This window comes from Allomuricauda sp. CP2A (assembly GCF_001683915.1).
Taxonomy (GTDB): Bacteria; Bacteroidota; Bacteroidia; order Flavobacteriales; family Flavobacteriaceae; genus Flagellimonas.
The window spans coordinates 1-22,031 of sequence record NZ_LXTT01000046.1 but is presented as its reverse complement, the minus strand read 5'-3'; the positions used below and the strand labels follow the sequence as shown (position 1 = coordinate 22,031).

Annotated in this window: 17 protein-coding genes; 10 read left to right on the top strand and 7 right to left on the bottom strand. The window is 43.6% G+C overall.

From position 1 onward, the window contains the following. Both A7D14_RS20490 and A7D14_RS06450 read left to right on the top strand, forming a co-directional pair. Window positions 1–883: hypothetical protein (locus A7D14_RS20490; RefSeq protein WP_409552669.1), on the top strand; the 883-nt coding region annotated here is incomplete at its 5' end. Between the two features lie 39 nt (window positions 884–922). Beyond that, window positions 923–2,422 carry an OmpP1/FadL family transporter gene (locus A7D14_RS06450; protein WP_067031689.1) on the top strand — a complete coding sequence of 500 codons (1,500 nt, stop codon included), beginning with the start codon at window positions 923–925 and terminating at the stop codon, window positions 2,420–2,422. 61 nt (window positions 2,423–2,483) lie between these two features. On the opposite strand, the gene A7D14_RS06445 is transcribed toward A7D14_RS06450, so the two are convergent. Both A7D14_RS06445 and A7D14_RS06440 read right to left on the bottom strand, forming a co-directional pair. Further along, entirely contained in the window at window positions 2,484–3,917 is a 1,434-nt protein-coding gene (locus A7D14_RS06445) for a T9SS type B sorting domain-containing protein (RefSeq protein ID WP_067031686.1), read from the bottom strand. 115 nt (window positions 3,918–4,032) lie between these two features. Further along, window positions 4,033–5,844 carry a T9SS type B sorting domain-containing protein gene (locus tag A7D14_RS06440; RefSeq protein ID WP_067031682.1) on the bottom strand — a complete coding sequence of 604 codons (1,812 nt, stop codon included), beginning with the start codon at window positions 5,842–5,844 and terminating at the stop codon, window positions 4,033–4,035. 132 nt (window positions 5,845–5,976) lie between these two features. On the opposite strand from A7D14_RS06440, the gene folE reads away from it, so the two are divergent. From folE to A7D14_RS06410, 7 genes are all read left to right on the top strand, one after another. Further along, window positions 5,977–6,657 carry a GTP cyclohydrolase I FolE gene (gene folE / locus A7D14_RS06435; RefSeq protein ID WP_067031679.1) on the top strand — a complete coding sequence of 227 codons (681 nt, stop codon included), beginning with the start codon at window positions 5,977–5,979 and terminating at the stop codon, window positions 6,655–6,657. Window positions 6,658–6,671: 14 nt separating this feature from the next. Then, the gene (gene cysS / locus A7D14_RS06430; protein ID WP_067031676.1) at window positions 6,672–8,153 is read left to right on the top strand and encodes a cysteine--tRNA ligase; all 1,482 of its coding nucleotides are present in this window, start codon (window positions 6,672–6,674) and stop codon (window positions 8,151–8,153) included. Window positions 8,154–8,171: 18 nt separating this feature from the next. Next, entirely contained in the window at window positions 8,172–8,399 is a 228-nt protein-coding gene (gene yidD / locus A7D14_RS19620; RefSeq protein WP_083158004.1) for a membrane protein insertion efficiency factor YidD, read from the top strand. Between the two features lie 191 nt (window positions 8,400–8,590). Further along, window positions 8,591–9,553, top strand: a complete 963-nt coding sequence (gene lgt / locus A7D14_RS06425; protein ID WP_067031673.1) for a prolipoprotein diacylglyceryl transferase — start codon at window positions 8,591–8,593, stop codon at window positions 9,551–9,553. Window positions 9,554–9,557: 4 nt separating this feature from the next. After that, complete coding sequence (locus A7D14_RS06420) at window positions 9,558–10,040, top strand: DUF192 domain-containing protein (RefSeq protein WP_067031670.1); 483 nt, start codon at window positions 9,558–9,560, stop codon at window positions 10,038–10,040. Further along, window positions 10,041–10,565, top strand: coding sequence for a GNAT family N-acetyltransferase (locus A7D14_RS06415; RefSeq protein ID WP_067031667.1), 525 nt, complete (start codon window positions 10,041–10,043; stop codon window positions 10,563–10,565). Between the two features lie 8 nt (window positions 10,566–10,573). Beyond that, window positions 10,574–11,845 carry an ATP-binding cassette domain-containing protein gene (locus tag A7D14_RS06410; RefSeq protein ID WP_255307402.1) on the top strand — a complete coding sequence of 424 codons (1,272 nt, stop codon included), beginning with the start codon at window positions 10,574–10,576 and terminating at the stop codon, window positions 11,843–11,845. Between the two features lie 289 nt (window positions 11,846–12,134). On the opposite strand, the gene secDF is transcribed toward A7D14_RS06410, so the two are convergent. Together secDF and mdh are read right to left on the bottom strand one after the other, a co-directional pair. Continuing rightward, window positions 12,135–15,104: a protein translocase subunit SecDF gene (gene secDF / locus A7D14_RS06405; RefSeq protein ID WP_067031661.1), complete on the bottom strand. Its 2,970-nt coding sequence runs from the start codon at window positions 15,102–15,104 to the stop codon at window positions 12,135–12,137. A 221-nt stretch (window positions 15,105–15,325) separates the two neighbouring features. Beyond that, the gene (gene mdh / locus A7D14_RS06400; protein WP_067031659.1) at window positions 15,326–16,252 is read right to left on the bottom strand and encodes a malate dehydrogenase; all 927 of its coding nucleotides are present in this window, start codon (window positions 16,250–16,252) and stop codon (window positions 15,326–15,328) included. A 241-nt stretch (window positions 16,253–16,493) separates the two neighbouring features. Between mdh and A7D14_RS06395 the strand changes: the two genes are divergently transcribed. Beyond that, the gene (locus tag A7D14_RS06395) at window positions 16,494–16,865 is read left to right on the top strand and encodes a hypothetical protein (RefSeq protein WP_067031656.1); all 372 of its coding nucleotides are present in this window, start codon (window positions 16,494–16,496) and stop codon (window positions 16,863–16,865) included. A 79-nt stretch (window positions 16,866–16,944) separates the two neighbouring features. Here A7D14_RS06395 and A7D14_RS06390 read toward each other — a convergent pair whose 3' ends face one another. From A7D14_RS06390 to asnB, 3 genes are all read right to left on the bottom strand, one after another. Then, window positions 16,945–17,955, bottom strand: a complete 1,011-nt coding sequence (locus A7D14_RS06390) for a DUF6588 family protein (protein ID WP_067031653.1) — start codon at window positions 17,953–17,955, stop codon at window positions 16,945–16,947. A gap of 72 nt (window positions 17,956–18,027) precedes the next feature. Continuing rightward, window positions 18,028–19,968, bottom strand: a complete 1,941-nt coding sequence (gene gyrB, locus A7D14_RS06385; protein WP_067031650.1) for a DNA topoisomerase (ATP-hydrolyzing) subunit B — start codon at window positions 19,966–19,968, stop codon at window positions 18,028–18,030. Window positions 19,969–20,218: 250 nt separating this feature from the next. Then, on the bottom strand, window positions 20,219–21,889 hold the full coding sequence (asnB, locus tag A7D14_RS06380; protein WP_067031647.1) for an asparagine synthase B: 1,671 nt from the start codon (window positions 21,887–21,889) through the stop codon (window positions 20,219–20,221). Window positions 21,890–22,031: the final 142 nt, after the last annotated feature.

The window sequence follows — 22,031 nt, the reverse complement described above, 5'->3', positions numbered from 1 at the left end:
CAACAGCTGGGCCTGGGGAGGCTGGGGCTGGGGTTGGAACGATCCATGGCTTTGGAACGCTGGTTGGGGATGGAACTATCCCTACTACGGTTGGGGATGGGGTTGGAACAACCCTTGGAGATTCAACCGCTGGGGCTGGGGAGGCTTTGGATGGGGACATCCTTGGGGTGGCTGGGGCTACGCCGGCATCTATGGCTGGGGTGGTTACTACAACTACGGTTGGAGACCCTACTACTATAACAACTATTACGGAAGAAACTACGCTTACGGTTATGCTCGGGGACGTAGGGGATATTCCTCTTCTACCATTCCAGGCACCTCACTTAGGGGAAGGTCCAACCTAGCCTCAAGAAGCAGTGGATATACCTCAAGATACAGAGCGGATAGTGGGCGTTCCAATAGGTCTGTGGGCACATCCAGAACCTCTAGGTCATATAACAACAATGGAACAACTGCAAGAAGAACAGTAAGTGCTGATGCCATTTCAAGAAACCAAAATTACAGGACCAGTAGAAGTACCCGTACTTCTCCCAACTATAGTGGTAGTTCCAGAAGCTATCGTTCGTATGGAACATCACCATCTTCCAGAAGCAGCAGTACCTACAGAAGAAGTGGCACCGTGAACAGGAGTTCCTCTTCTCCAACATACCGAAGCTCTGGAAGAAGCACAAGAAGCTATCAATCTTCTCCAAGAACAGCACCTAGTAGAAGCAATTATAATAGATCTTCGAGCGGTTCCAGTTCCAGAAGCTATCGTAGCAGCGGATCAAGAAGCTCCAGTAGCGGAAGCTTCAGAAGTTCCGGTGGCAGTTCCAGAAGTTCAGGAGGCGCAAGTCGATCAGGCGGTTCTTCCAGATCGGGAAGAGGTAACGGAAGAAACTAAAATTCCTTTAAAATTTATCGTAAAACTAAATCTCGGGAAATGAAACGAATTTCAACTTTCATCATGGTATTGGTATGCACTTACGCAAGTGCCCAAAACATAGATGATGTACTTAGATACAGCACAGAAGATATTATAGGAACCGCCAGATTTCAGGCCATGGGAGGTGCTTTTGGCGCTCTTGGCGGCGATTTGTCCTCCCTCAACATTAACCCTGCCGGTTCTGCCGTCTTCAACTTTAGCGAGATGAGCATTACAGGATCCAACTACCATCGAAACAATGATGCGCTTTTCGGGAATAGTGTCCGAAACACTACAATCAACTCATTAGATCTTAATCAAATTGGAGGCGTACTTGTTTTTAAGTCCAACAACAGTTCTTGGAAAAAAATTGCCCTCGCCTTTAATTACGACATGGTCCAAAATTTCGATAATGAGTTCTATGCCGCAGGAAATACTGCATTGGGTATAGATAATTACTTTTTGAACTTTGCCGATGGCGAACCCTTGGGGCCACTCCGTGTGCAACAAGGGGAGTATATTGAAGATGCCTATTTGGACATAGGCTCAAGCCTTGGTTTTGGAGCCCAACAGGCCTTTCTGGGGTTTCAGGCCGGTCTTATAGAACCCACCGAGGATGACGATGCCAACACCTCCTACTTCTCCAATGCCGCCTACAGCAATGTGCGTCAAGAATACCTACGGAACACATCCGGATACAACAGCAAATTCACACTGAACTTTGCTGGCCAGTACGAGGAAAATCTCTATTTGGGAGCATCCCTGAACTTTCACACCGTACTTTATGACCGGGTGACCTTTTTGGATGAAGATGGTTACGATCAAGATTCCCCAGTTCAGTTTACCTCGTTTGACAATCTCTTACATACCGAAGGATACGGCTTCTCATTTAGTTTAGGGGCCATCGCAAAATTGAATGAAAGTGTCCGTGTGGGCGGTAGCTATCAATCCCCCACCTGGTATGAACTAACCGATGATTTTTCCCAACGCATCAACTCCAGTTTGGCAGTTTCAGACATCAACTTCATAGACTTTGGCATTGTAAACCTATATGACGAATACCGAATCAAAACTCCGGGGAAACTTACCGGAAGTGTGGCCGTTGTCTTTGGGGAAGACGGACTGTTGAGCTTTGATTATGGCTATCAAGATATGTCGCAAGCAGAGCTTCGACCTACCTCGGACCCTAATTTTTCTGCTGAAAACGATTTCATCGCCAGCACATTGGGTGTTATCAACACCTATAGATTGGGAGGTGAGATTCGGTTTGATGAAGTAAGTCTACGAGGGGGGTATCGTTTTGAAAGCAGTCCTTATGAAAATGGCGATATTGTGGGGGACCTTAATGGTTTTTCAGGCGGTATTGGCTATAGTTTTGGAGGAAGCAGATTGGATTTGGCTTTTAGCAGAACAGAACAGGATGTAAATATGTTCTTTTTTGACTCAGGCATCAACAGTGCTGCCATGATCAATAGAATAAACACCAATATCTCATTGGGCTATACCATGAAATTCTGATCATTGAAAAAATAGAGTATAAAGGTCGGAAGAGATTCCGGCCTTTTTTTGTGGCCTATCGTTATCGTACCAAAGAAAAGTGCCTACGCACGGAACGTGCCACCAAAACACCGCTATCATCACGCTCATATTCCAAGCGAAACCAATAATCCGAAGAAGGTAAATCCCTTCCATTAAAGGTCCCGTCCCAGCCCAAAGCAGGGTCCAGCTCCTTTAACAATTTCCCATAACGGTCAAAAATATAAATAATAGGGTCGGTGAGCCTTTCTATACCATAGACATTCCAATTATCGTGAACGCCATCCCCATTGGGCGTAAAGAATTTGGGATAACCCACCACCAAAAATTGACTGGTCAAGGTTCCGCACCCATTGGTATCGTTAATAGTGACCTCGTTCATTCCGGGAGGTACATCCGTAAATACAGGATCCTCCTGAAATTCCCCACCGTTGATGGCATACTCGTAATTACTGGTGCCCTCAACCACAAATTCAACATTGTATGGATCCGATTGATTGCTGGTTTCTAAATCTATTATCACGATATCCTCTAGAACTGGATCTCCATGGAAAGTAATCAGAATATCGTCAGAATAAATTTGCCCCACATTATTTTCAATGGAGACAAAATAACGACCTGAGTTTGGACTTGATACCGTATACTCAGTTTCACCAGGACCGGTGGCCAAAATTTCATCAATGGTGCCATCATCATCCCTGTCCAAAGTCCAAGTAATATTTGAAATATTGGGCCCTGCTGGCGAATTCAAAGCACTTAGCACAATATCGGGATCACCCTCACAGGCCACGATATCCAATCCTAAAAATTCATCGCGAAGGGTACAATCCAAAGCATTGTTCTGGTCGGCATCTACCGAGCTGCCAGTAAATGTTAGCATGAACGATTCCGGATCGCCATCAAAATTGGTATTGTAGTTATTGATGTAGAGATAGTAGATTTCTCCAGCTGTCACATCCAACCATTCATCATAGGTGTTCTGACTTTGCTTTACAAAAGGAGCCCCTTCCCTTCCATCCACGGGGTTCACTCCCATTCCGGTAAAGTTGGTGTCGTTGGTTTCGTAGTTGCATCGAATGGGCTGGGCACTTCCATCCCCAATGATGGTACAAAACGTTTGGCCAGAGGTTTCATCAAAAGGTCCGTACAAAGCAAAATCCCATTCCGCGGTTATAATTCCCGTTGGGCCTGGGAGGGCTTCAATATCAAAACCAATCTGACCATCGGTTCCGGCCCTAAACACATACCAACCTGTATTGTTTTCTATATTGGCAGAACTGTTGCTCCCTTTTTCCAAACAACCCGTCTGGGTAATCACTTCGGGGTCAAAATCGTCAATATCACCCCCTCCATCTGTGGTGCCCAAAATAGGGGCATCCGCACAAACCGGAATGGCAGTCCTACAATCTGGGGAGTTTTGGGCGCTGGCTGCAAAGGAGAATAGTAATAAACAGATAGCGCTAAATAGAGCTCTCATAGAATTTTGGGGCTAAAGGTTATTCTACAATCTAATCTGTATAACTCCCATAACCACAATTTTAGTATACGTTGACCGAAAAAATATGCCGTTAATCGACAAAATGCATATTGGGCTATCGCACTAAGGAAAAATGACTCTGAAGGTATTTGGCATTGACCCGGTTTCCATTTTCATCCATATAGGACAATTTGAACCAATAATCGGTAGAAGGGAGGGGCTGTCCATTCAGGCTTCCGTCCCATCCGGCATCAAACTCGGTCATTTGTTTTATCAACTTTCCATAACGGTCATAAATGGTCACAATGGGAGAGTTGAGTTCCGACAGTCCTTCAATATGCCAACTTTCATTGAGGACATCGCCATTGGGGGAGAAAGTCGTCAAAAATCCAACCACAACTATGTCGTCTTCCACTTCACCACACCCATAAATATCCCGCAAATACACCTTGTGGTTGCCCGGGGCAACACCTTCAAAAACATTGCTGGATTGATATGCCCCATCATCCATCCGGTATTCCAAGTTTGTGGCGTCCCCTTCAGTAATAATGGTCACAATATTGTTGGTGCGTAAATCTTGGACATCAATGGACACATCGGCGATGCTGGGCACCGTAGACACACTAACCGTAACCGTTCTGCTGGTTTCACAGGATGAGCCACTGGAAGAATTGGTAGCTGTGAGCGTGTATTCCCCTTCTTCGGAAACTGTAATGGTGGGGGTCTGTTCCCCATTGCTCCATTGATACGTAAATCCGGGATTGGGAATGGTTTCACCAATTTGAACACTTCCTATACTTTCACAAATAACAACTTCTTCTGAAAAGGTAAGCTCTGGGGTCTCAATGGCGTCCAAAACAAAACTTTCAGAAGTGTCATAACATTCTGGATTGGCCATGGAAGTGGTCCGTATATAAATTATCTCCTGCCCCGAATTTTTTGCATATTGCTTCTGTAATGGGTTGATGCCCAAATTGGCATCGGTCTGGGAGCTGTGATAACTCACTACAAAATCATCAGGGTCCTGCGAACCCAAAGCTTCAGCATCCTTGGCTGCGAGATCAAACATCATGTCTGGAATATGGCAGAAAATTTCATCCGAAACAGGCGCCGTAACGGGGACTGGGGTAAATCCTACCTGAACATCACTGATTATCGTCTCCATTGCGGTAGTGACCACTACACGATATTGGGCTGAGCCCGTAACCGTATAGGTTGGTGCCGTAGCTCCAGAAATGGGCTGAAACCCACTTCCTGTATCACTATACCATTCATAACCAGTGGCTCCTGAAGTGGTGGCGTCCAATATAATGGTCTCATTTTCGCAGGCGGCTATGGGTGGGCCCAAAAGGTTGTTGATAATGGAACAATCCAATGCATCCGTAGGGTTGGTGACCCAGATATCTCCGGTAAATTGGATGGAAAAACCAGAGTTCACGTTACTGAAATTATTGATAAAGAGATAATAATCCTCTCCTGCGTTTACATCAAGCCAATCCTCATAATGTACGGAGTCCTCATCCCCCGTTGGGTCTTCCCCTACTCCAATAAAACTTTTGTTTTCGCTATTATCGAAAAAATTACAACGGATAGGTTCTCCTAAATTGCTACAATCAGAAGCTTGGTAAAGCGCAAAATCCCAATCCTCATTGCTGTTGTGGCCAATATTAAAACCTAATTGGCCCGAGGCCGATGTCCTAAAACGGTACCAGGCCGAGTTGGACTCTATAGCCCCCGACAATGTCTGCTCCAAACACCCGCTGGAAGTGGCACCATTAAAATCATCCGCACCAAAACCATTGGTGCCTCCATTAATGGGTGTGTTGCTGCAAATGGGAATAGCATTGACACATTCCTGGGAAACCTGGGCATGGGAAAATTGCCAGAAAAGGCAAAACATTATAGTTCTAATAACCAATTTCACCATAAAAGACTGTAGGTTTGGGCATTATAAAAGTACTAAGGCCCTTGCCTTAACAATAATTTATGTTGTCAAACCCCGCATACCGGATGTTAAATCGTACATTAATGTTATCTTTGCTGACTTGAAGAAACAGCTATGAAATTAGAGCAGGCTTTGGAAGAACAGTATGAAGAAAGAGGCGACGATCATGTTGGCTCTACAACGGAGACCCCAATACGGGATGATGCTTTTGTATTGAGCGATGAGGAAAAAATCGAAAGAATACAGAAAAATGTCCGTGAAATTATGTTGACCCTGGGTCTTGACCTGGATGATGACAGTCTTGCAGGAACTCCTAAGAGGGTTGCAAAAATGTATGTGAAAGAAGTGTTCGGAGGATTGCATCCCAAACGTAAACCAGAATCGTCCACCTTTCAAAACAAATACAAATACGGTGAAATGTTGGTGGAAAAGAACATTGTGCTCTACTCCACTTGCGAACACCATTTGCTGCCCATCATTGGTAGGGCCCATATTGCCTATATTTCCAATGGCACCGTTGTTGGTCTTTCCAAAATGAACCGTGTTGTGGATTATTATGCCAAACGTCCACAGGTGCAAGAGCGATTGAACATACAAATTGTAAAAGAACTCCAACAGGTACTGGGAACCGAAGATGTGGCCTGTGTGATAGACGCCAAACACCTTTGTGTCAATTCCCGAGGTATTCGCGATATTGAAAGCAGCACCGTTACCTCAGAATATGGTGGCAAATTCAAGGACGAGGCCGTAAGAAGGGAGTTTTTGGACTACATCAATCTGGACACCGACTTTTAATTCCACCTTTTTCAATGCAACTTTACAAGGACCAAACCCTTAGAGTACACAATTCACTTACAGGAAAAAAAGAGGTTTTTCAACCCATAAATGAAGGCCATATTGGCATGTATGTCTGTGGCCCTACGGTCTACAGCAATGTCCATTTGGGCAACTGTCGCACGTTTATGTCCTTCGATATGATTTTTAGGTACTTTAAGCATCTTGGGTATAAAGTGCGCTATGTCCGTAACATTACCGATGCCGGACATTTGGAAAATGATGCGGATGATGGTGAGGATAAAATCGCCAAAAAAGCAAAGCTGGAACAGATTGAACCCATGGAAGTAGTGCAACGCTACACCGTGGATTTCCACAATACCCTGCAACAGTTCAACCTATTGCCTCCAAGTATTGAACCTACCGCTACAGGGCATATTATTGAACAGATTGAAATCATCAAGGAAATTCTTGAAAAAGGATACGCCTACGAAGCCAATGGGTCGGTGTATTTTGATGTGCTCAAGTTCAATAAGGACCATGAGTACGGCAAACTCAGCGGCAGAAAATTGGAGGATATGATCGCCAACACCCGCGAGCTTACCGCACAGGATGAAAAACGCAATCCTCAGGATTTCGCGCTTTGGAAAAAAGCCGAACCCCAACACATCATGCGTTGGCCTTCACCTTGGGGCGATGGTTTCCCAGGATGGCATTTGGAATGTACGGCCATGAGCACCAAATATTTGGGCGAGACCTTTGATATCCATGGCGGTGGAATGGACCTCAAGTTCCCGCATCATGAGTGTGAAATTGCACAAGCCGAGGCCAGTACCGGAAAATCGCCCGTAAAATATTGGTTGCATGCCAATATGTTGACCCTCAATGGCAAGAAAATGTCCAAATCCACGGGCAATAATATTTATCCCTCCGAAATTATAAGTGGTGACAATGACATCTTGAGCAAGGCCTATTCCCCGGCAGTGATTCGTTTTTTTATGATGCAGGCTCACTACACCAGTATTTTGGACTTGAGTGATGAAGCACTTCAGGCTTCAGAAAAAGGATATAACCGTTTGATGGATGCTTTGGGTAGCCTTGATGCCTTGAAAACGGGCTCAACATCAGATTTTGATATTTTGGCTTGGAAGCAGAGGTGTTACGATGCCATGAATGACGATTTCAATACGCCTATCCTAATTGCCCATCTTTTTGATGCCGTAAAACACATCAATTTGATGAAGGAAGGAAAAGAAACCATTACAGAAGAGGACAAAACCGAGCTGGAAAACACCATAAAGGTTTTTGTTTACGACGTTTTGGGCATTGAAAACCAATCCATGGCCAAAGATGACTCCAATGCCTTGAGCGGGGTGATGGAACTCTTGATCCAATTGCGAAACGAAGCCCGCGCGAACAAGGATTTTGCCACTTCAGATAAAATTCGGGATGAGCTCTCGGCTTTGGGAATTCAATTGAAGGATGGCAAAGAGGGCACCACTTTCAGTATAAATTAACGGAATGAACGGGGAATAATGTCATTAAAAAAGATTCTTATAGCCCCTTTTGTAGTGTTGGTTCGAGCATATCAACTCCTCATTTCACCGTATCTTCCAGCTACTTGCAGATATTCGCCCACCTGTTCGGCCTATACCTTGGAAGCCCTAAAAAAACACGGCCTTTTTAAAGGGGGGTGGCTTTCCATAAAACGAATCGTGAGCTGCAACCCATGGGGCGGCAGTGGGTATGATCCTGTTCCTTAAAAAAGTTCAAGTGTCAAGTGCAAGTGTCAAGTGCAAGAATCAAGTGCAAGAATCAAGTTCAAGTGCAAGAATCAAGTGCAAACTGAAAGAGGTGAAAAATGGTTTCAAAAAAAAGGTAACGGTAACCAAAATTCCAACAATCCAACTGCCCAACCGTTCAAAGTAGTTATATTAGTCCAAAATTTATAACAATGTATTTCTTAGGCTTTAACTGGAACCCGGAGGGCACCCTTTTCAAATTGGGTTTTATTCAGATAAAATACTATAACCTGCTTTGGATTGCTGCCTTTGTAGTGGGCTGGTTTATCATGAAGAAAATCTTTGAAAAAGAGAAAAAGTCCATGGAAAAATTGGACTCGCTCTTTATCTACACGGTGGTTTCCATCATGTTGGGCGCACGTTTGGGACACGTTTTCTTTTACGATTGGGACTACTACAAAAACCATTTGGCGGAAATTCTGCTGCCCATCAGGGAAAATGCCAATGAATCGCTCTTCGGCATCATAAATGGCTATGAGTTTACCGGATTTACAGGATTGGCCAGTCACGGGGCCACCATTGCCGCCATTATTGGTATATGGTTGTATTGTAGGAAATGGAAGGACATCAATATGCTCTGGCTTTTGGATAGATTGGTGGTACCTTCGGCCATTGGAGCCTGTTTTGTCCGATTGGGCAACTTTTTCAATTCAGAAATCAATGGAAAAGTAGTGGAAGGATCTTATTTTCTGGCCACACGGTTTATTCGCGATTCTGATGACATGCCCGCCTATAAGGCCATGTCCCTTACAAGGGAACAGACCGAAAATGCAGCCTATAAAGCCATCGAACACAACCCAGAATTTGCCAGTATTTTGGAGTCCATCCCTTTTCGGCACCCAGCGCAATTGTATGAAGCCATTTGTTATGCCTTTGTGTTCGTCACACTATATCTTTTATACTGGAAAACAGATAAAAAGGACAAAACCGGCTATCTTTTTGGCTTGTTTATGGTGCTCCTTTTTGCGGTTCGGTTTGTGGTGGAGTTCTTCAAGAAAAGTCAAGGTGGGTTTGAGGAATCCCTGGGTCTTCTTTCCACCGGGCAGTGGTTGAGCATCCCCATGATCATTATTGGATTGTATTTTATGTTCCGTCCAGTTCCATCAAAAGCATAGTACCATGCGAAAAGTTTTTATTCTTGTTCTTGTTTCATTTTTTGTGTTGATTTCATGCAAAACCGAATCAAAACGTGAAATCAAGACCGAGACCGTAGCATTCAAAAAAGAAGGTGATCTCTCCATTCTAAAAGTCGGGACAGATTCCATTATTTCCAATTTTGATATTGAAATCGCCGAAACGGATTACGAAACCCAAACCGGGTTGATGTATCGGTCATCCATGGAAAAAAATCAAGGGATGTTGTTCATTTTTCCAAATGAGGCCATGCATTCCTTTTACATGAAGAACACCGAATTTCCCTTGGACATCATTTATATTGATGCGAATCAGAAAATTGCCAGTTTCCAGAAAAATGCGCAACCCTATGACGAAAGTGGGTTGACCTCAAAAGTTCCCATAAAATATGTATTGGAAGTGAACGCAGGGCTGTCTGATGAAATGGGACTGCAAGTGGGCGACAGTATTTCCTTTACCCGAAATTAAATGTCGAAATACCTATTGGAAAACCAAAGTTCGGAGCGTTTGTTGTTCCGAAAGATTGAGCCTTCAGATTTTGAGGATTGGCTGCCGTTTTATCACAATCCCAAATCCACCCTATTTTGGGAGGGGCTTCCCACCAACCCCATTGAAGCCTGCCAAGTCCAGTTTGACCGAATTTTTGAACGCTACGAGAATGATCTGGGTGGCATGAACGCCTTGATTTTGAAAGAAACCAACGAGTTGGTGGGCATCTGCGGTCTCTTGGTGCAAATAGTGGATGATAATGAGGAATTGGAAATTGGGTATTCCGTATTGCCGAAGTTTTGGTTGCAGGGCTTTGCCTTTGAAGCCGCCCAGAAATGTAAGGAATATGCTTTTTTGAACAGCTTTTCAGATTCCCTGATTTCCATTATCCATGTGGACAATGTTCCTTCACAAAAAGTGGCTTTAAAAAATGGAATGCATTTGGACAAAACCACAACCTACAAGGATAATCCCGTTCATATTTTTAGAGTTAACAAAGGATAATCGTAATTTTGAAGGATATTTTTCTTCGCATGGACCAACCCAAAAACTACGCAATCCTTACCAACAATACCTCCCAAACCAATGAATTGGTCACTAAATTGCTGAACAATGCCACAATACCTGAGCTTGAAGCGTTACAAAACAAAACAGGACTGCTTTTTTCAAGATCGGAGATTGAACGGTTCATGGATGAGGAAGAACGCCACGATGTAAAAATTCTAACAAAGGACACCGACCAACCCTTAAAAACGATGAGCAGTGGCGAACAGAAAAAAGCCTTGCTCAAACATTTAATGGATCAAGAGCCCGATTTTTTGGTTCTGGTCAACCCTTTTGACAATTTGGATGTGGCCACTCAAGCCCATTTAAAGGAGCAATTATGCACTATTTCAACGTCAAGGACCTTGGTGCAATTTGCAAGTCGGCTGGACGATATGCTGCCCATAATCACCAATTTCTTCAAGTTAAATGGCAGTGAATTGGAAAAATATGCTTCCCCTGAGGCATTTTGGGAAGCCAACAGACATGACATCCACCAATTTTCTGGAACAATCCCCCCTCCCATCAATCCCATACAAGAAGAAAATGATGAATTGGTCAACTTCACCAATGTTTCGGTCAGTTTTGATGGTCGACAAGTTTTGAACAACATCAACTGGTCCGTAAAACAGGGTGAATTTTGGCAACTGATTGGCCCCAATGGCAGTGGAAAGACCACGATTTTATCGATGATCACAGGGGACAGTCACAAAGGCTATGGACAGAACCTTACTTTGTTCGGCCAGAAAAAGGGCAGCGGTGAAAGTGTATGGGACCTCAAACAAAAAATAGGCTATTTTACACCATCGGTTACCGATAAGTTTAGAGGGTACCACAGCTTGGAAAATATGATTATCTCGGGCCTTCATGATTCCATAGGTTTGTACGTTCTCCCAACCGAAACCGAAAAGCGCCTTGCCGGACAATGGTTAAAACTATTGGGGCTTTATGACAAGCGCGATACGCATTTCCGTGAGCTTACCCGAGGCGAAAAACGGTTGGTCATGACCGCAAGGGCCATGGTAAAGCATCCGCCGTTGCTTATTTTGGACGAGCCCACCGCTGGCTTGGATGATGAAAGTGCAGCGCTCTTTGTGGCTTTGGTGAACAAGATTGCACGGGAAAGTGACACAACCATCCTTTTTGTTTCACACAGAACAGAACCCAATCTTGAACCACAATTTATTCTTGAACTTCATCCCTCTGAAAAAGGTTCCATCGGCAAAACAACAGTTCATTAAAGTAGTTCAGTTTTCACAATACAATAATTATTTGGGACTTTTTTAAGATTGATTGTCCGGATTTTATCATAAACAAAACTCTCGTCAACCTGAACTTGTTTCAGGTTCTCATTAAATTACTGATTACTAGAATGATGAGATTCCGAAATACCTTGCCTGCCGGCAGGCAGGAATTCGGAATGACGTGCAAAAGAAAATTACAGATAACTGATATTCAGTTTTTTTAAAAGATAAAAGGCCGCTCTAGAAAAATTAGAACGGCCTTTTAAGGTGTAATCTAAAACTAATGCTATGCTTTATCGGCAGGAGCAGTTTTATTCTTTAATGAATCGAACATGACTGGCGTTGCAATGAATACCGAAGAATAGGTACCCACGATGACACCAACGATCATAGCAAACATGAACCCTCTTAGGCTTTCACCTCCAAAAACGAAAATGGCCAACAATACGATCAAAGTGGTCAATGACGTATTCAAGGTACGGCTCAAGGTACTGTTCAAGGCTTCATTTATATTTTCCCCAGCTTTCCAACCTTTTAGGCCTACAATTTCACGTATACGGTCGAACACGACCACGGTATCGTTCAAGGAATACCCAATTACCGTCAGGATAGCTGCAATGAAAGCTTGGTCAATCTCCATGTTAAATGGCATAATGCTTCCGGTGAGGGAAAAGATTCCCAAAACGACCATTACATCATGGAAAACCGCAACAACGGCCCCCAAAGAGAACTGCCATTTTCTAAATCGCAATAAGATATAGAGGAATACAACCGCCAGAGAGCCCAAAATGGCCAAAAAGGCGTTCTTTTTAATGTCATCTGCTATGGTTGGGCCAACTTTTACCGATTGCAAAATTCCTATGGACTTTTCAGAAGCACCTACCGTGAAATCATCGAAGGAGATTCCATCTGGCAAATATTTTTGCAGCGATGTAAATAGTTTATTTTGGATTTCAGTGTCGACTTCAATACCTTCTTCATCCACTTTATAAGGTGTGGTCACTTTTATCTGGTTGGCATCACCAAAGGTTTTCACATTGGTGCCGCTCCCAAATACTTGGTTCAATTCCGAAGCAATTTCTGAAGGGCTCACCGCTTTCTCAAAACGAATTTGGTATGAACGACCTCCTACAAAGTCGACCCCTTGTTGAAGCCCGTTGGTAACCAAGGAAAAAATACTAACGGCCAACAAAACTCCTGAGACAACATAAGCTATCTTGCGTTTCACCAAGAAATCAATGTTCATTTTACTGAACAGATTTTTGGTAATTCCGGTAGAGAAATCCAATCGTCTCCCTTTTTTGGCCGAATAGGCTTCGATCATCAAACGGGTCACAAAAATAGCCGTAAACAAGGATGTAACAATACCGATCAAAAGCGTAGTGGCAAATCCCTTAATAGGACCTGAGCCAAAAATGAAAAGGATAATTGCGGTCAAACCTGTGGTTATGTTGGCATCCAAGATGGAAGATAACGCATTACCAAAACCATCGGCAATGGCCTGGGCCTTCCCTTTTCCACGGGCCAATTCTTCTTTTACCCGTTCAAAAATAAGTACGTTGGCATCCACCGACATACCAATGGTCAAAACGATACCGGCAATACCGGGAAGCGTCAATACCGCTCCCAAACTTGTCAGCACCCCAAAAATCAAGAGAATGTTGAACACCAAGGCGATATCAGCAAAAATACCAGCCCTACCATAGTAGAAAATCATCCATACCAAGACAAAAGCCATGGCAATGACAAAGGACATAAATCCACTATCAATAGCTTCTTGCCCCAAAGATGGCCCCACTACTTCAGATTGAATAATGTCCGCAGAAGCAGGCAGTTTCCCCGCACGCAACACATTGGCAATATCCTTGGTCTCGTTTACGGTAAAGGTTCCGGTAATTTCGGAGCGTCCCCCGGAAATAGGCCCTGAAGAAACCCCAGGAGCGGTGTATACCTTATTGTCCAATACAATGGCAATACCCGTTTGGTTATTGTACGCATCACCGGTCAATTCTTCCCATTCTTTAGCGCCACGAGTGTTCATGGTCATGCTAATGTTTGGTTTGTTGAACTGGTCAAAGCTGTCCTGTGCATCGGAAACCACATCACCACTGATTCTTGGAACGCCATCCCTATTTGATTTTAGGGCGTATAGTTCTACAACTTCAGAATCTTGGGCAGGTCTTTCCCATAAAAATTTGGTAAACTGCACATCATTGGGCAGTAATCTCTTAATTTCAGGCATTCGCAAATACCCTCCTATTTCTGCCGTATCGGTAACCATGGCACGTGCAATGGCATGGCTTCCTGGGTCAGCTGGAATCAATTTCCCCAACAATGGATTGGTCTCTGGGGCCATATCCAAAGAATCTTGGGCAACATCCGATAATAGGGAATCTATTTCAGATTCTGGTTTGGAAAAATCATCTTCTTCCGTTTCGGCAGGCTCTAAAATCTCTTTAAGTCGTTCGTTGGCATTTACAAAAAATGTGCTCAACCCTTGGCTGCTCTGTGGATAGGTTTCCCAGAACTCCAATTGGGCGGTACTGGACAACAATTCTTGTGCCCGGGCAATATCCCTTGCCCCGGGAAGTTCCACCAAAATACGGCCAGAATTTCCTTCACGCTGAATATTGGGCTGGGTTACCCCAAAACCATCAATACGCTCACGAAGTACCTCAAATGCAGAAACAATGGACTCATCAATCTTTCTTCTGATGACAGGTTTTACCTCCTCATCCGTCATTTGAAAATTGATGTCGTCACTCAAGCCTTTGTTGGCAAAGATATCGGGAGAGGCCAATTTGGTATCTCCTTTAATATTGTCAAACGCTTCAAAGAACAGCTCCAAATAGGTGTTATCGCTACTCTTGGAGGCTTCATCGGCATCGGCCAATGCTTTGTTGAAAACGGGATTTTTGGTATTGTTGGCAAGGCCTTTTAAAATATCCTTTACGGAAATCTGAAGGGTAACGTTAATTCCCCCCTTAAGGTCCAGACCCTTGTTCAACTCTTTTGTCTTGGCATCTTCATAGCTGGTAAATCCTAAAACGGAATTATCGCTGATAGAATCTAAATACGATGCCTCTAAAGCTTCACGCTTGGCCACATAATCTTCCTCTGCCTCCGAAATTTGGCTAACTGCGTAAGCCTCAGCATCCTTTTCCAACTTACTTGTTATGAAAGTAAAGGATAGCTGATAGATACTCACCAAGCCAAAAAGGATAGCGAAAAGCCTTATTAATCCTTTATTTTGCATTGATTATTAAATTTTTAGAAGTTTTCTTAAACAGCGTGCAAATATATCATTTCCCATAAGATTTGCCAATAGAAATTGATGGAATTGCAATTTGATTGCAAGGTCATGCCCAGAAAACAAAATTGTCATTTCAAAATAAGGGAAAAACCTACGCTTGTTACAGCATTAAATTTTACATCCCAAATTCCGAAATGACAATTCTATATTCGGTTCAATCGAAATTAAACGTCAAGCAGGCCATTGGTCTTTTTGACCCCGGCGGCACTTTCCTGCATTTTTGCCTTTTCGGCATCGGTCAATTCAATTTCAACAATTTTTTCGATACCATTTTTCCCCAGTATCACGGGCACCCCGATACAGATGTCATCAAGGTCATACTCACCCTCCAAGAGCGTGGAACATGGGAACATTTTCTTTTGGTCGCACGCAATGGCCTGAACCAATCCAGAAACTGCAGCTCCGGGTGCATACCAAGCACTGGTACCCAACAATTTGGTCAAGGTGGCCCCACCAACTTTGGTTTCTTCCACCACCCATTGCATTTTTTCCTCGGAAAGGAACTCAGAAACCTTAAGGCTGTTTCGCGTAGCATGAGCGATCAAGGGCACCATACCGGTATCGCTGTGTCCACCGATTACCATTCCGTCCACATCAGAGATCGGAGCGCCTAAGGCTTCGGCCAATCTGTATTTAAAACGGGCACTGTCCAAAGCACCTCCCATTCCAATAATTTTGTTTTTGGGCAGCCCAGTGGTCTTGTGCACCAAATAGGTCATGGTATCCATAGGGTTGCTCACCACAATGATCGTAGCATTTGGTGAATGTTCCAAAATACCAGTAGCTACTGTCTTAACAATCCCAGCATTGATTCCTATAAGTTCCTCACGGGTCATTCCCGGTTTACGGGGAATTCCCGAAGTAATTACCGCAATGTCACTATTGGCTGTTTTGGAATAATCGTTGGTGCTTCCGGTGATTTTGGTATCAAAACCATTCAGGGAGGCCGTTTGCATCAAATCCATGGCCTTACCTTCGGCATATCCCTCCTTTATGTCCAACAAAACAACTTCCGCTGCAAAATCCTTTATTGCTATATACTCTGCACAGCTTGCTCCCACTGCGCCTGCTCCAACTACGGTAACTTTCATTTTTATAGGTTTAAATTTTAATCGCTCAAAAATAAGGCATTTAGGTCAGAAAAATGCCGACTTTTCCCAGTTTTAAACAAGGATTTTGGCGCATCACACAATTGCATGGAAGCTATAGACCTGTTAACAAAATGAGCCATTCATCGAAGAATTTAATTTCATTGAAATCTTTTGATATGCTTTAGCAATAATTTCTTACAAACTTACGTTCTATTAGTCCCAAATTAAACCTACTTGACCTATGAAAAAGCTCTTTTCATTGTTGTCCATTATTGGCATTATTGCCATGAGCAACTGTAGCCGCGTTCCAGAGAACAATGACCCTATCTTGGGAATCTGGGCCAAAACCGAATCTTCAACAATAGATGGCAAAGGCTCTGATGCCGCACGGGAAGAATGGATCTTCAACGATGTTTATCTGGGCAGATACCAAAAATATTCAAACTCCAAACTGGTTTTTTATACCGATTTTAAATGGTCCGAAGCAAAGGGAACCTATACCATTATCTATGGCGACCCACAAGTTGAGGATATCACGGTACGTTTGCAACAAAACGGCGATCCTGAAATTTTAGCCCTGGAGAACGGTTCGGTCTTCGCCACCAGGGAATAGACAGGAAGACTACTTATATGAAAATAGAAGGCCCCAACAAAGTTGGGGCCTTTTTAATGGCTGGTATTTTGGTTTACTATTATCTGAATCCGAAGTTGATACCAAATGTAAAGGTGCTGAACTCGGAAAAATTATAGTCTGCATTGAGCCTAAAGAAGCCCAATTTTATTTTGGTACCCAAATTTGCGGTAACCCCGCTTGCTTTCTTTGAAACACTGAAAGGATCTGTATAAGTTGTTTGAAAAGGACCTGAGGTAACATTATACGTGCCCAATAGATCTATGTCTGATTTACCTGTAATATACCCCAATCCACCGTAAAAATTAATCACCGGGATTTTACGAGTCGATACCACCGCACTGAAGTTCCATGTCTTGAATGAGGCATCAATACGTTGGTCACTTCCATCAATCACTTCTGAATCGGTAAAATCATACTCGCCGGTGAGGCCAGTATAGCCAATAACCGCTGAAATGGCCACGGGCAACAGTTTATCCGCTGGAAGCAATTTGGTAAAATCATACTGAATTCCAGCCCCGAAAAGTCCGATTTTGGCATCATCGTCAAATTTTATCTTGGGCAAAAAGCGAGCTTTCACTTCAAGTCCTTTCACCAAACCAACACTTCCTTGAATGTACCCGGAGGGGATAAAGTTAAAATCTTCGGAAGCAAGTCCGGAAGGCAGTTCAAATTCTTCCCGGAACAGTCCGTTCCCATCTTCCACAAAAACGGATATGCCTTGAATATCTCCCAATGCCGTGGAAACGGGTCTTGCCACACCTGGATTGTTCACAAAATCGAGGTTTTCATAATCGTTGGGATCCAAGACAAAGGCCTTTTTATCATCCTTGTTCTTAAATCCTGTCATATTTCCAATAATGGATATTTCAAAACCACCCAAGGGCTTGGCATCGGCAGTATTGTACCATCCATTGGAGATACTGTAGATTGTTGCTTCGGAAACGGGAGCCAAATACGAATTGGCAAAACGTTCGGCATCGTTGACACCGGCAACAAAGAGGTCGTTTAAATCTTGTGCTTTAGAAAAGGTCACCATGGCGAGGGCGACCAACAAAACAATTTTCTTCATTTTGTAAAATTTTTCCTAAAACTAAAAAACTCGCTTTGTAAGAGCGAGTTTTTGTTGTGAAATAACCGTTATCTATACATCTATGTTGGCATAGACGGCATTTTTCTCTATAAATTCACGTCTTGGTGGCACTTCATCGCCCATCAACATGGAGAATATTCGGTCTGATTCGGTTGCATTGTCAATTTTTACTTGACGCAATTTTCTAAATTCTGGGTTCATGGTAGTGTCCCAGAGTTGTTCCGCATTCATTTCACCAAGACCTTTGTAACGTTGGATACTTGCTCCCCCACTCATGGACTCGATAATCTGGTCACGCTCTTTATCACTCCATGCATATCTTCTTTTGTTTCCTTTTCTCACCAAATACAGGGGTGGAGTGGCGATGTACACGTGACCGCCTTCAATCAGTTCCCTCATATATCGGAAGAAAAAGGTCAGGATCAAGGTCTCAATATGGCTACCGTCCACATCGGCATCACACATGATCACTACTTTATGGTAGCGCAGCTTATCAAGATTCAAAGCCTTGCTATCCTCCTCGGTTCCGATGGTAACGCCCAATGCGGTATAAATGTTCTTGATTTCCTCATTTTCAAAAACTTTGTGCTGCATGGCTTTTTCCACATTCAAAATTTTTCCACGAAGTGGTAAAATCGCTTGAAAGTTTCTGTCACGGCCTTGTTTTGCCGTACCTCCTGCGGAATCACCCTCAACCAAGAACACTTCACATTTAGTGGGGTCTTGTTCAGAGCAATCCGAAAGTTTTCCGGGCAATCCCCCAACACTCATTGGGTTTTTCCGCTGAACCATTTCACGGGCCTTCGCAGCAGCGTGTCTGGCTTGTGCGGCCAGTTTTACTTTTTCAACGATTTGCTTGGCATCCTCTGGGTGTTCTTCCAGATAATCGGTAAGCATTTCGGTTACTGCTTGGCTTACCGCACTGGTCACCTCCCGGTTGCCCAGTTTTGTTTTGGTCTGACCTTCAAACTGAGGCTCGGCAACTTTTACGGACACAATGGCCGTAAGTCCTTCCCTAAAATCATCCCCGGCGATTTCAAACTTCAACTTGTCCAACATTCCCGAGTTGTCGGCATATTTTTTCAAGGTGGTGGTCAGTCCCCTTCTAAAACCGGAAAGATGTGTTCCTCCTTCGTGAGTATTGATGTTGTTTACATAGGAATGCAGGTTTTCCGTATAGCCTGTATTGTACATCATGGCCACTTCCACTGGAATGCCATTTTTCTCGCCTTCCATGGCGATGACGCTTTGGATGAGCGGCTCTCGGTTGCCATCCAAAAATCGGATGAACTCTTTAAGGCCCTCATCAGAATGAAAGGTTTCTGAAATAAACTCACCTTTATCGTCCTTGTTCCGTTTATCGGTTAGGGTTATGGTGACACCTTTGTTCAAAAAGGAAAGCTCTCGCATCCTATTGGCCAAGGTTTCATAACTATATTCAATGGTTTGGGTAAAAATGGTCGTGTCTGGCATGAAAGTCACCACCGTACCAGTTTCCTTGCTTTCCCCAACACTTTTTACGGGATAAAGGGTCTTTCCCCTTTCATATTCCTGTTCCCATATTTTTCCATCTCGGTAGACAGTGGCTTTTAGGTGACTGGAAAGTGCATTGACACAGGAAACCCCAACACCGTGAAGTCCTCCCGATACCTTGTAGGAATCTTTGTCAAATTTACCTCCTGCCCCAATCTTGGTCATGACCACTTCAAGGGCAGAAACGCCTTCTTTTTTGTGAAGATCAACCGGAATACCCCTTCCATTGTCTTTTGTGGTGATGGAGTTGTCCTCATTGATGATGACCTCAATCGAATCACAGTAGCCTCCCATGGCTTCATCAATAGAGTTATCCACAACTTCATACACCAAATGATGGAGACCGCGGACCCCAACATCCCCAATATACATGGAAGGTCTCATACGCACGTGTTCCATGCCTTCCAGGGCCTGGATACTGTCCGCTGAGTACATTTTCTTGTTAGCTTCTTCGCTCATATATTTTTCGTATTTGCCTTGAATTTTTCAAATCCTACAAATATAAGGAATACCCCTCGGAAATAGGCCTGTGAAGCCCTTTGCACACCCTAAGTTATCAACAAAAACCTGTGGAAAACGTCCTATTTGAAGTAGGCTTGGCACGACACTCCATAAAATGCAAAAAGCCCCTTTTGCAAGGGGCTTTTCCGACTAATTGAAAATGAAACAAAACAGCATCTTCTCACTACATTTTCTTATAATGGGTTGGTTATTTTATGTATGCATCTGAGTGAACCTTCGCCACCGCTCTTCCCGACGGGTCGTTCATGTTCTTGAAGGCCTCATCCCACTCCAAGGCAATCTTGGTACTGCAAGCTACAGAAGGTTCCTGCGGAACGCTGAGTGCTGCGGCATCTGATGGGAAATGACTTTCAAAAATGGAACGGTAATAGTATTCTTCCTTTGAAGTGGGTGTTTGTATAGGGAACTTGAAATGTGCGTTGGCCAATTGCTCATCGGATATTTCTTCAGCCACCATAGCTTTCAGGGTATCGATCCAGCTGTAACCCACACCATCGGAAAACTGTTCTTTCTGCCTCCAAGCCACACTTTCGGGCAAATAGGATTCAAAAGCCTTTCGTACCACCCATTTTTCCATACGCTCCCCGTTGATCATCTTGTCTTTTGGGTTGATGCCCATGGCCACATCCATAAACTCCTTGTCCAAGAATGGAACCCGACCTTCAATGCCCCATGCCGCCAAGGATTTGTTGGCACGAAGACAATCGTACATGTGCAATTTGCTCAGCTTTCTTACGGTCTCTTCATGGAAGTCCTTTGGACTTGGGGCTTTATGGAAATAGAGGTAGCCTCCGAACAATTCATCGGCTCCTTCCCCGGAAAGCACCATTTTGATTCCCATGGACTTGATGACCCTAGCCATAAGATACATGGGCGTGGAAGCCCTGATAGTGGTAATGTCATAGGTTTCCAGGTTATAGATGACATCCTTGATGGCATCCAAACCTTCTTGGATGGTAAATTTTATCTCATGGTGAACCGTTCCAATATGATCGGCCACTTTTTGGGCCGCTGCCAAATCTGGAGAGCCTTCCAACCCCACAGAAAAAGAGTGCAATTGGGGCCACCAAGCATCGGCGGTATCGCCAGATTCAATCCGTTTTTGGGAATATCTTTTTGCAATGGCAGAGGTTACGGAGGAATCCAATCCGCCCGACAACAGCACACCATAGGGCACATCGGACATCAATTGGCGGTGCACTGCAGCTTCCAAGGCATCCTTGATGGCTTCTATACTGGTTTCGTTCTCCTTTACGGCATCATATTCCATCCAATCCCTTTCATACCATCTCACAAACTCACCGGTTGAACTGTGCAGGTAATGTCCCGGAGGAAATAGCTCAATTTTGGAGCAGGTGCCCTCCAAAGCCTTCAACTCAGAAGCCACATAAAAAGTTCCGTTTTTATCCCATCCGATATAAAGGGGGATGATTCCCATATGATCGCGGGCAATAAAATATTCGTCCTTTTCACTATCATAAATGGCAAAACCAAAAATTCCGTTCATCTCATCTATAAAATCAGCCCCTTTTTCTTGATAGAGCGCCAAAATCACCTCACAGTCAGATTGGGTCTTGAATTCGTATTTGCCTTCAAACTGCTTTCTGAGTTCTTGATGGTTATATATTTCGCCATTGGCAGCCAGTACCAGTTTACCATCGGCACTGAGCAAAGGCTGTTTTCCGGAGGCAGGATCCACAATGGCCAATCTTTCATGGGCCAAAATGGCCTTGTCATCTGAGTAAATTCCGCTCCAATCCGGACCTCTGTGCCTAACCTTCTTGGACATTTCCAGTAATTGGGGGCGTAACACTTCCGTGCTTTCCTTCACATCAAACGCACATACAATTCCACACATATCTAAATATTTTTATAACAATTTTGATGCAAATATTAACCTTATGGTTTTTAAATAAAAGCTTAAAATCAATTTAAGTTATGAATTGATATTATAATATATTTTTATATGTTAGATTGTAATTGAATTATGGAACTACGAT

Bases quoted from the DNA above. Each gene is read 5' to 3' on its own strand.
- A7D14_RS06390 (WP_067031653.1), bottom strand. From the start codon at position 17,955: ATGAAGAAAATTGTTTTGTTGGTCGCCCTCGCCATGGTGACCTTTTCT.
- A7D14_RS06445 (WP_067031686.1), bottom strand. From the start codon at position 3,917: ATGAGAGCTCTATTTAGCGCTATCTGTTTATTACTATTCTCCTTTGCA.
- mdh (WP_067031659.1), bottom strand. From the start codon at position 16,252: ATGAAAGTTACCGTAGTTGGAGCAGGCGCAGTGGGAGCAAGCTGTGCA.
- A7D14_RS06395 (WP_067031656.1), top strand. From the start codon at position 16,494: ATGAAAAAGCTCTTTTCATTGTTGTCCATTATTGGCATTATTGCCATG.
- asnB (WP_067031647.1), bottom strand. From the start codon at position 21,889: ATGTGTGGAATTGTATGTGCGTTTGATGTGAAGGAAAGCACGGAAGTG.
- gyrB (WP_067031650.1), bottom strand. From the start codon at position 19,968: ATGAGCGAAGAAGCTAACAAGAAAATGTACTCAGCGGACAGTATCCAG.
- A7D14_RS06420 (WP_067031670.1), top strand. From the start codon at position 9,558: ATGCGAAAAGTTTTTATTCTTGTTCTTGTTTCATTTTTTGTGTTGATT.
- cysS (WP_067031676.1), top strand. From the start codon at position 6,672: ATGCAACTTTACAAGGACCAAACCCTTAGAGTACACAATTCACTTACA.
- A7D14_RS06440 (WP_067031682.1), bottom strand. From the start codon at position 5,844: ATGGTGAAATTGGTTATTAGAACTATAATGTTTTGCCTTTTCTGGCAA.
- secDF (WP_067031661.1), bottom strand. From the start codon at position 15,104: ATGCAAAATAAAGGATTAATAAGGCTTTTCGCTATCCTTTTTGGCTTG.
- yidD (WP_083158004.1), top strand. From the start codon at position 8,172: ATGTCATTAAAAAAGATTCTTATAGCCCCTTTTGTAGTGTTGGTTCGA.
- A7D14_RS06415 (WP_067031667.1), top strand. From the start codon at position 10,041: ATGTCGAAATACCTATTGGAAAACCAAAGTTCGGAGCGTTTGTTGTTC.
- A7D14_RS06450 (WP_067031689.1), top strand. From the start codon at position 923: ATGAAACGAATTTCAACTTTCATCATGGTATTGGTATGCACTTACGCA.
- lgt (WP_067031673.1), top strand. From the start codon at position 8,591: ATGTATTTCTTAGGCTTTAACTGGAACCCGGAGGGCACCCTTTTCAAA.
- folE (WP_067031679.1), top strand. From the start codon at position 5,977: ATGAAATTAGAGCAGGCTTTGGAAGAACAGTATGAAGAAAGAGGCGAC.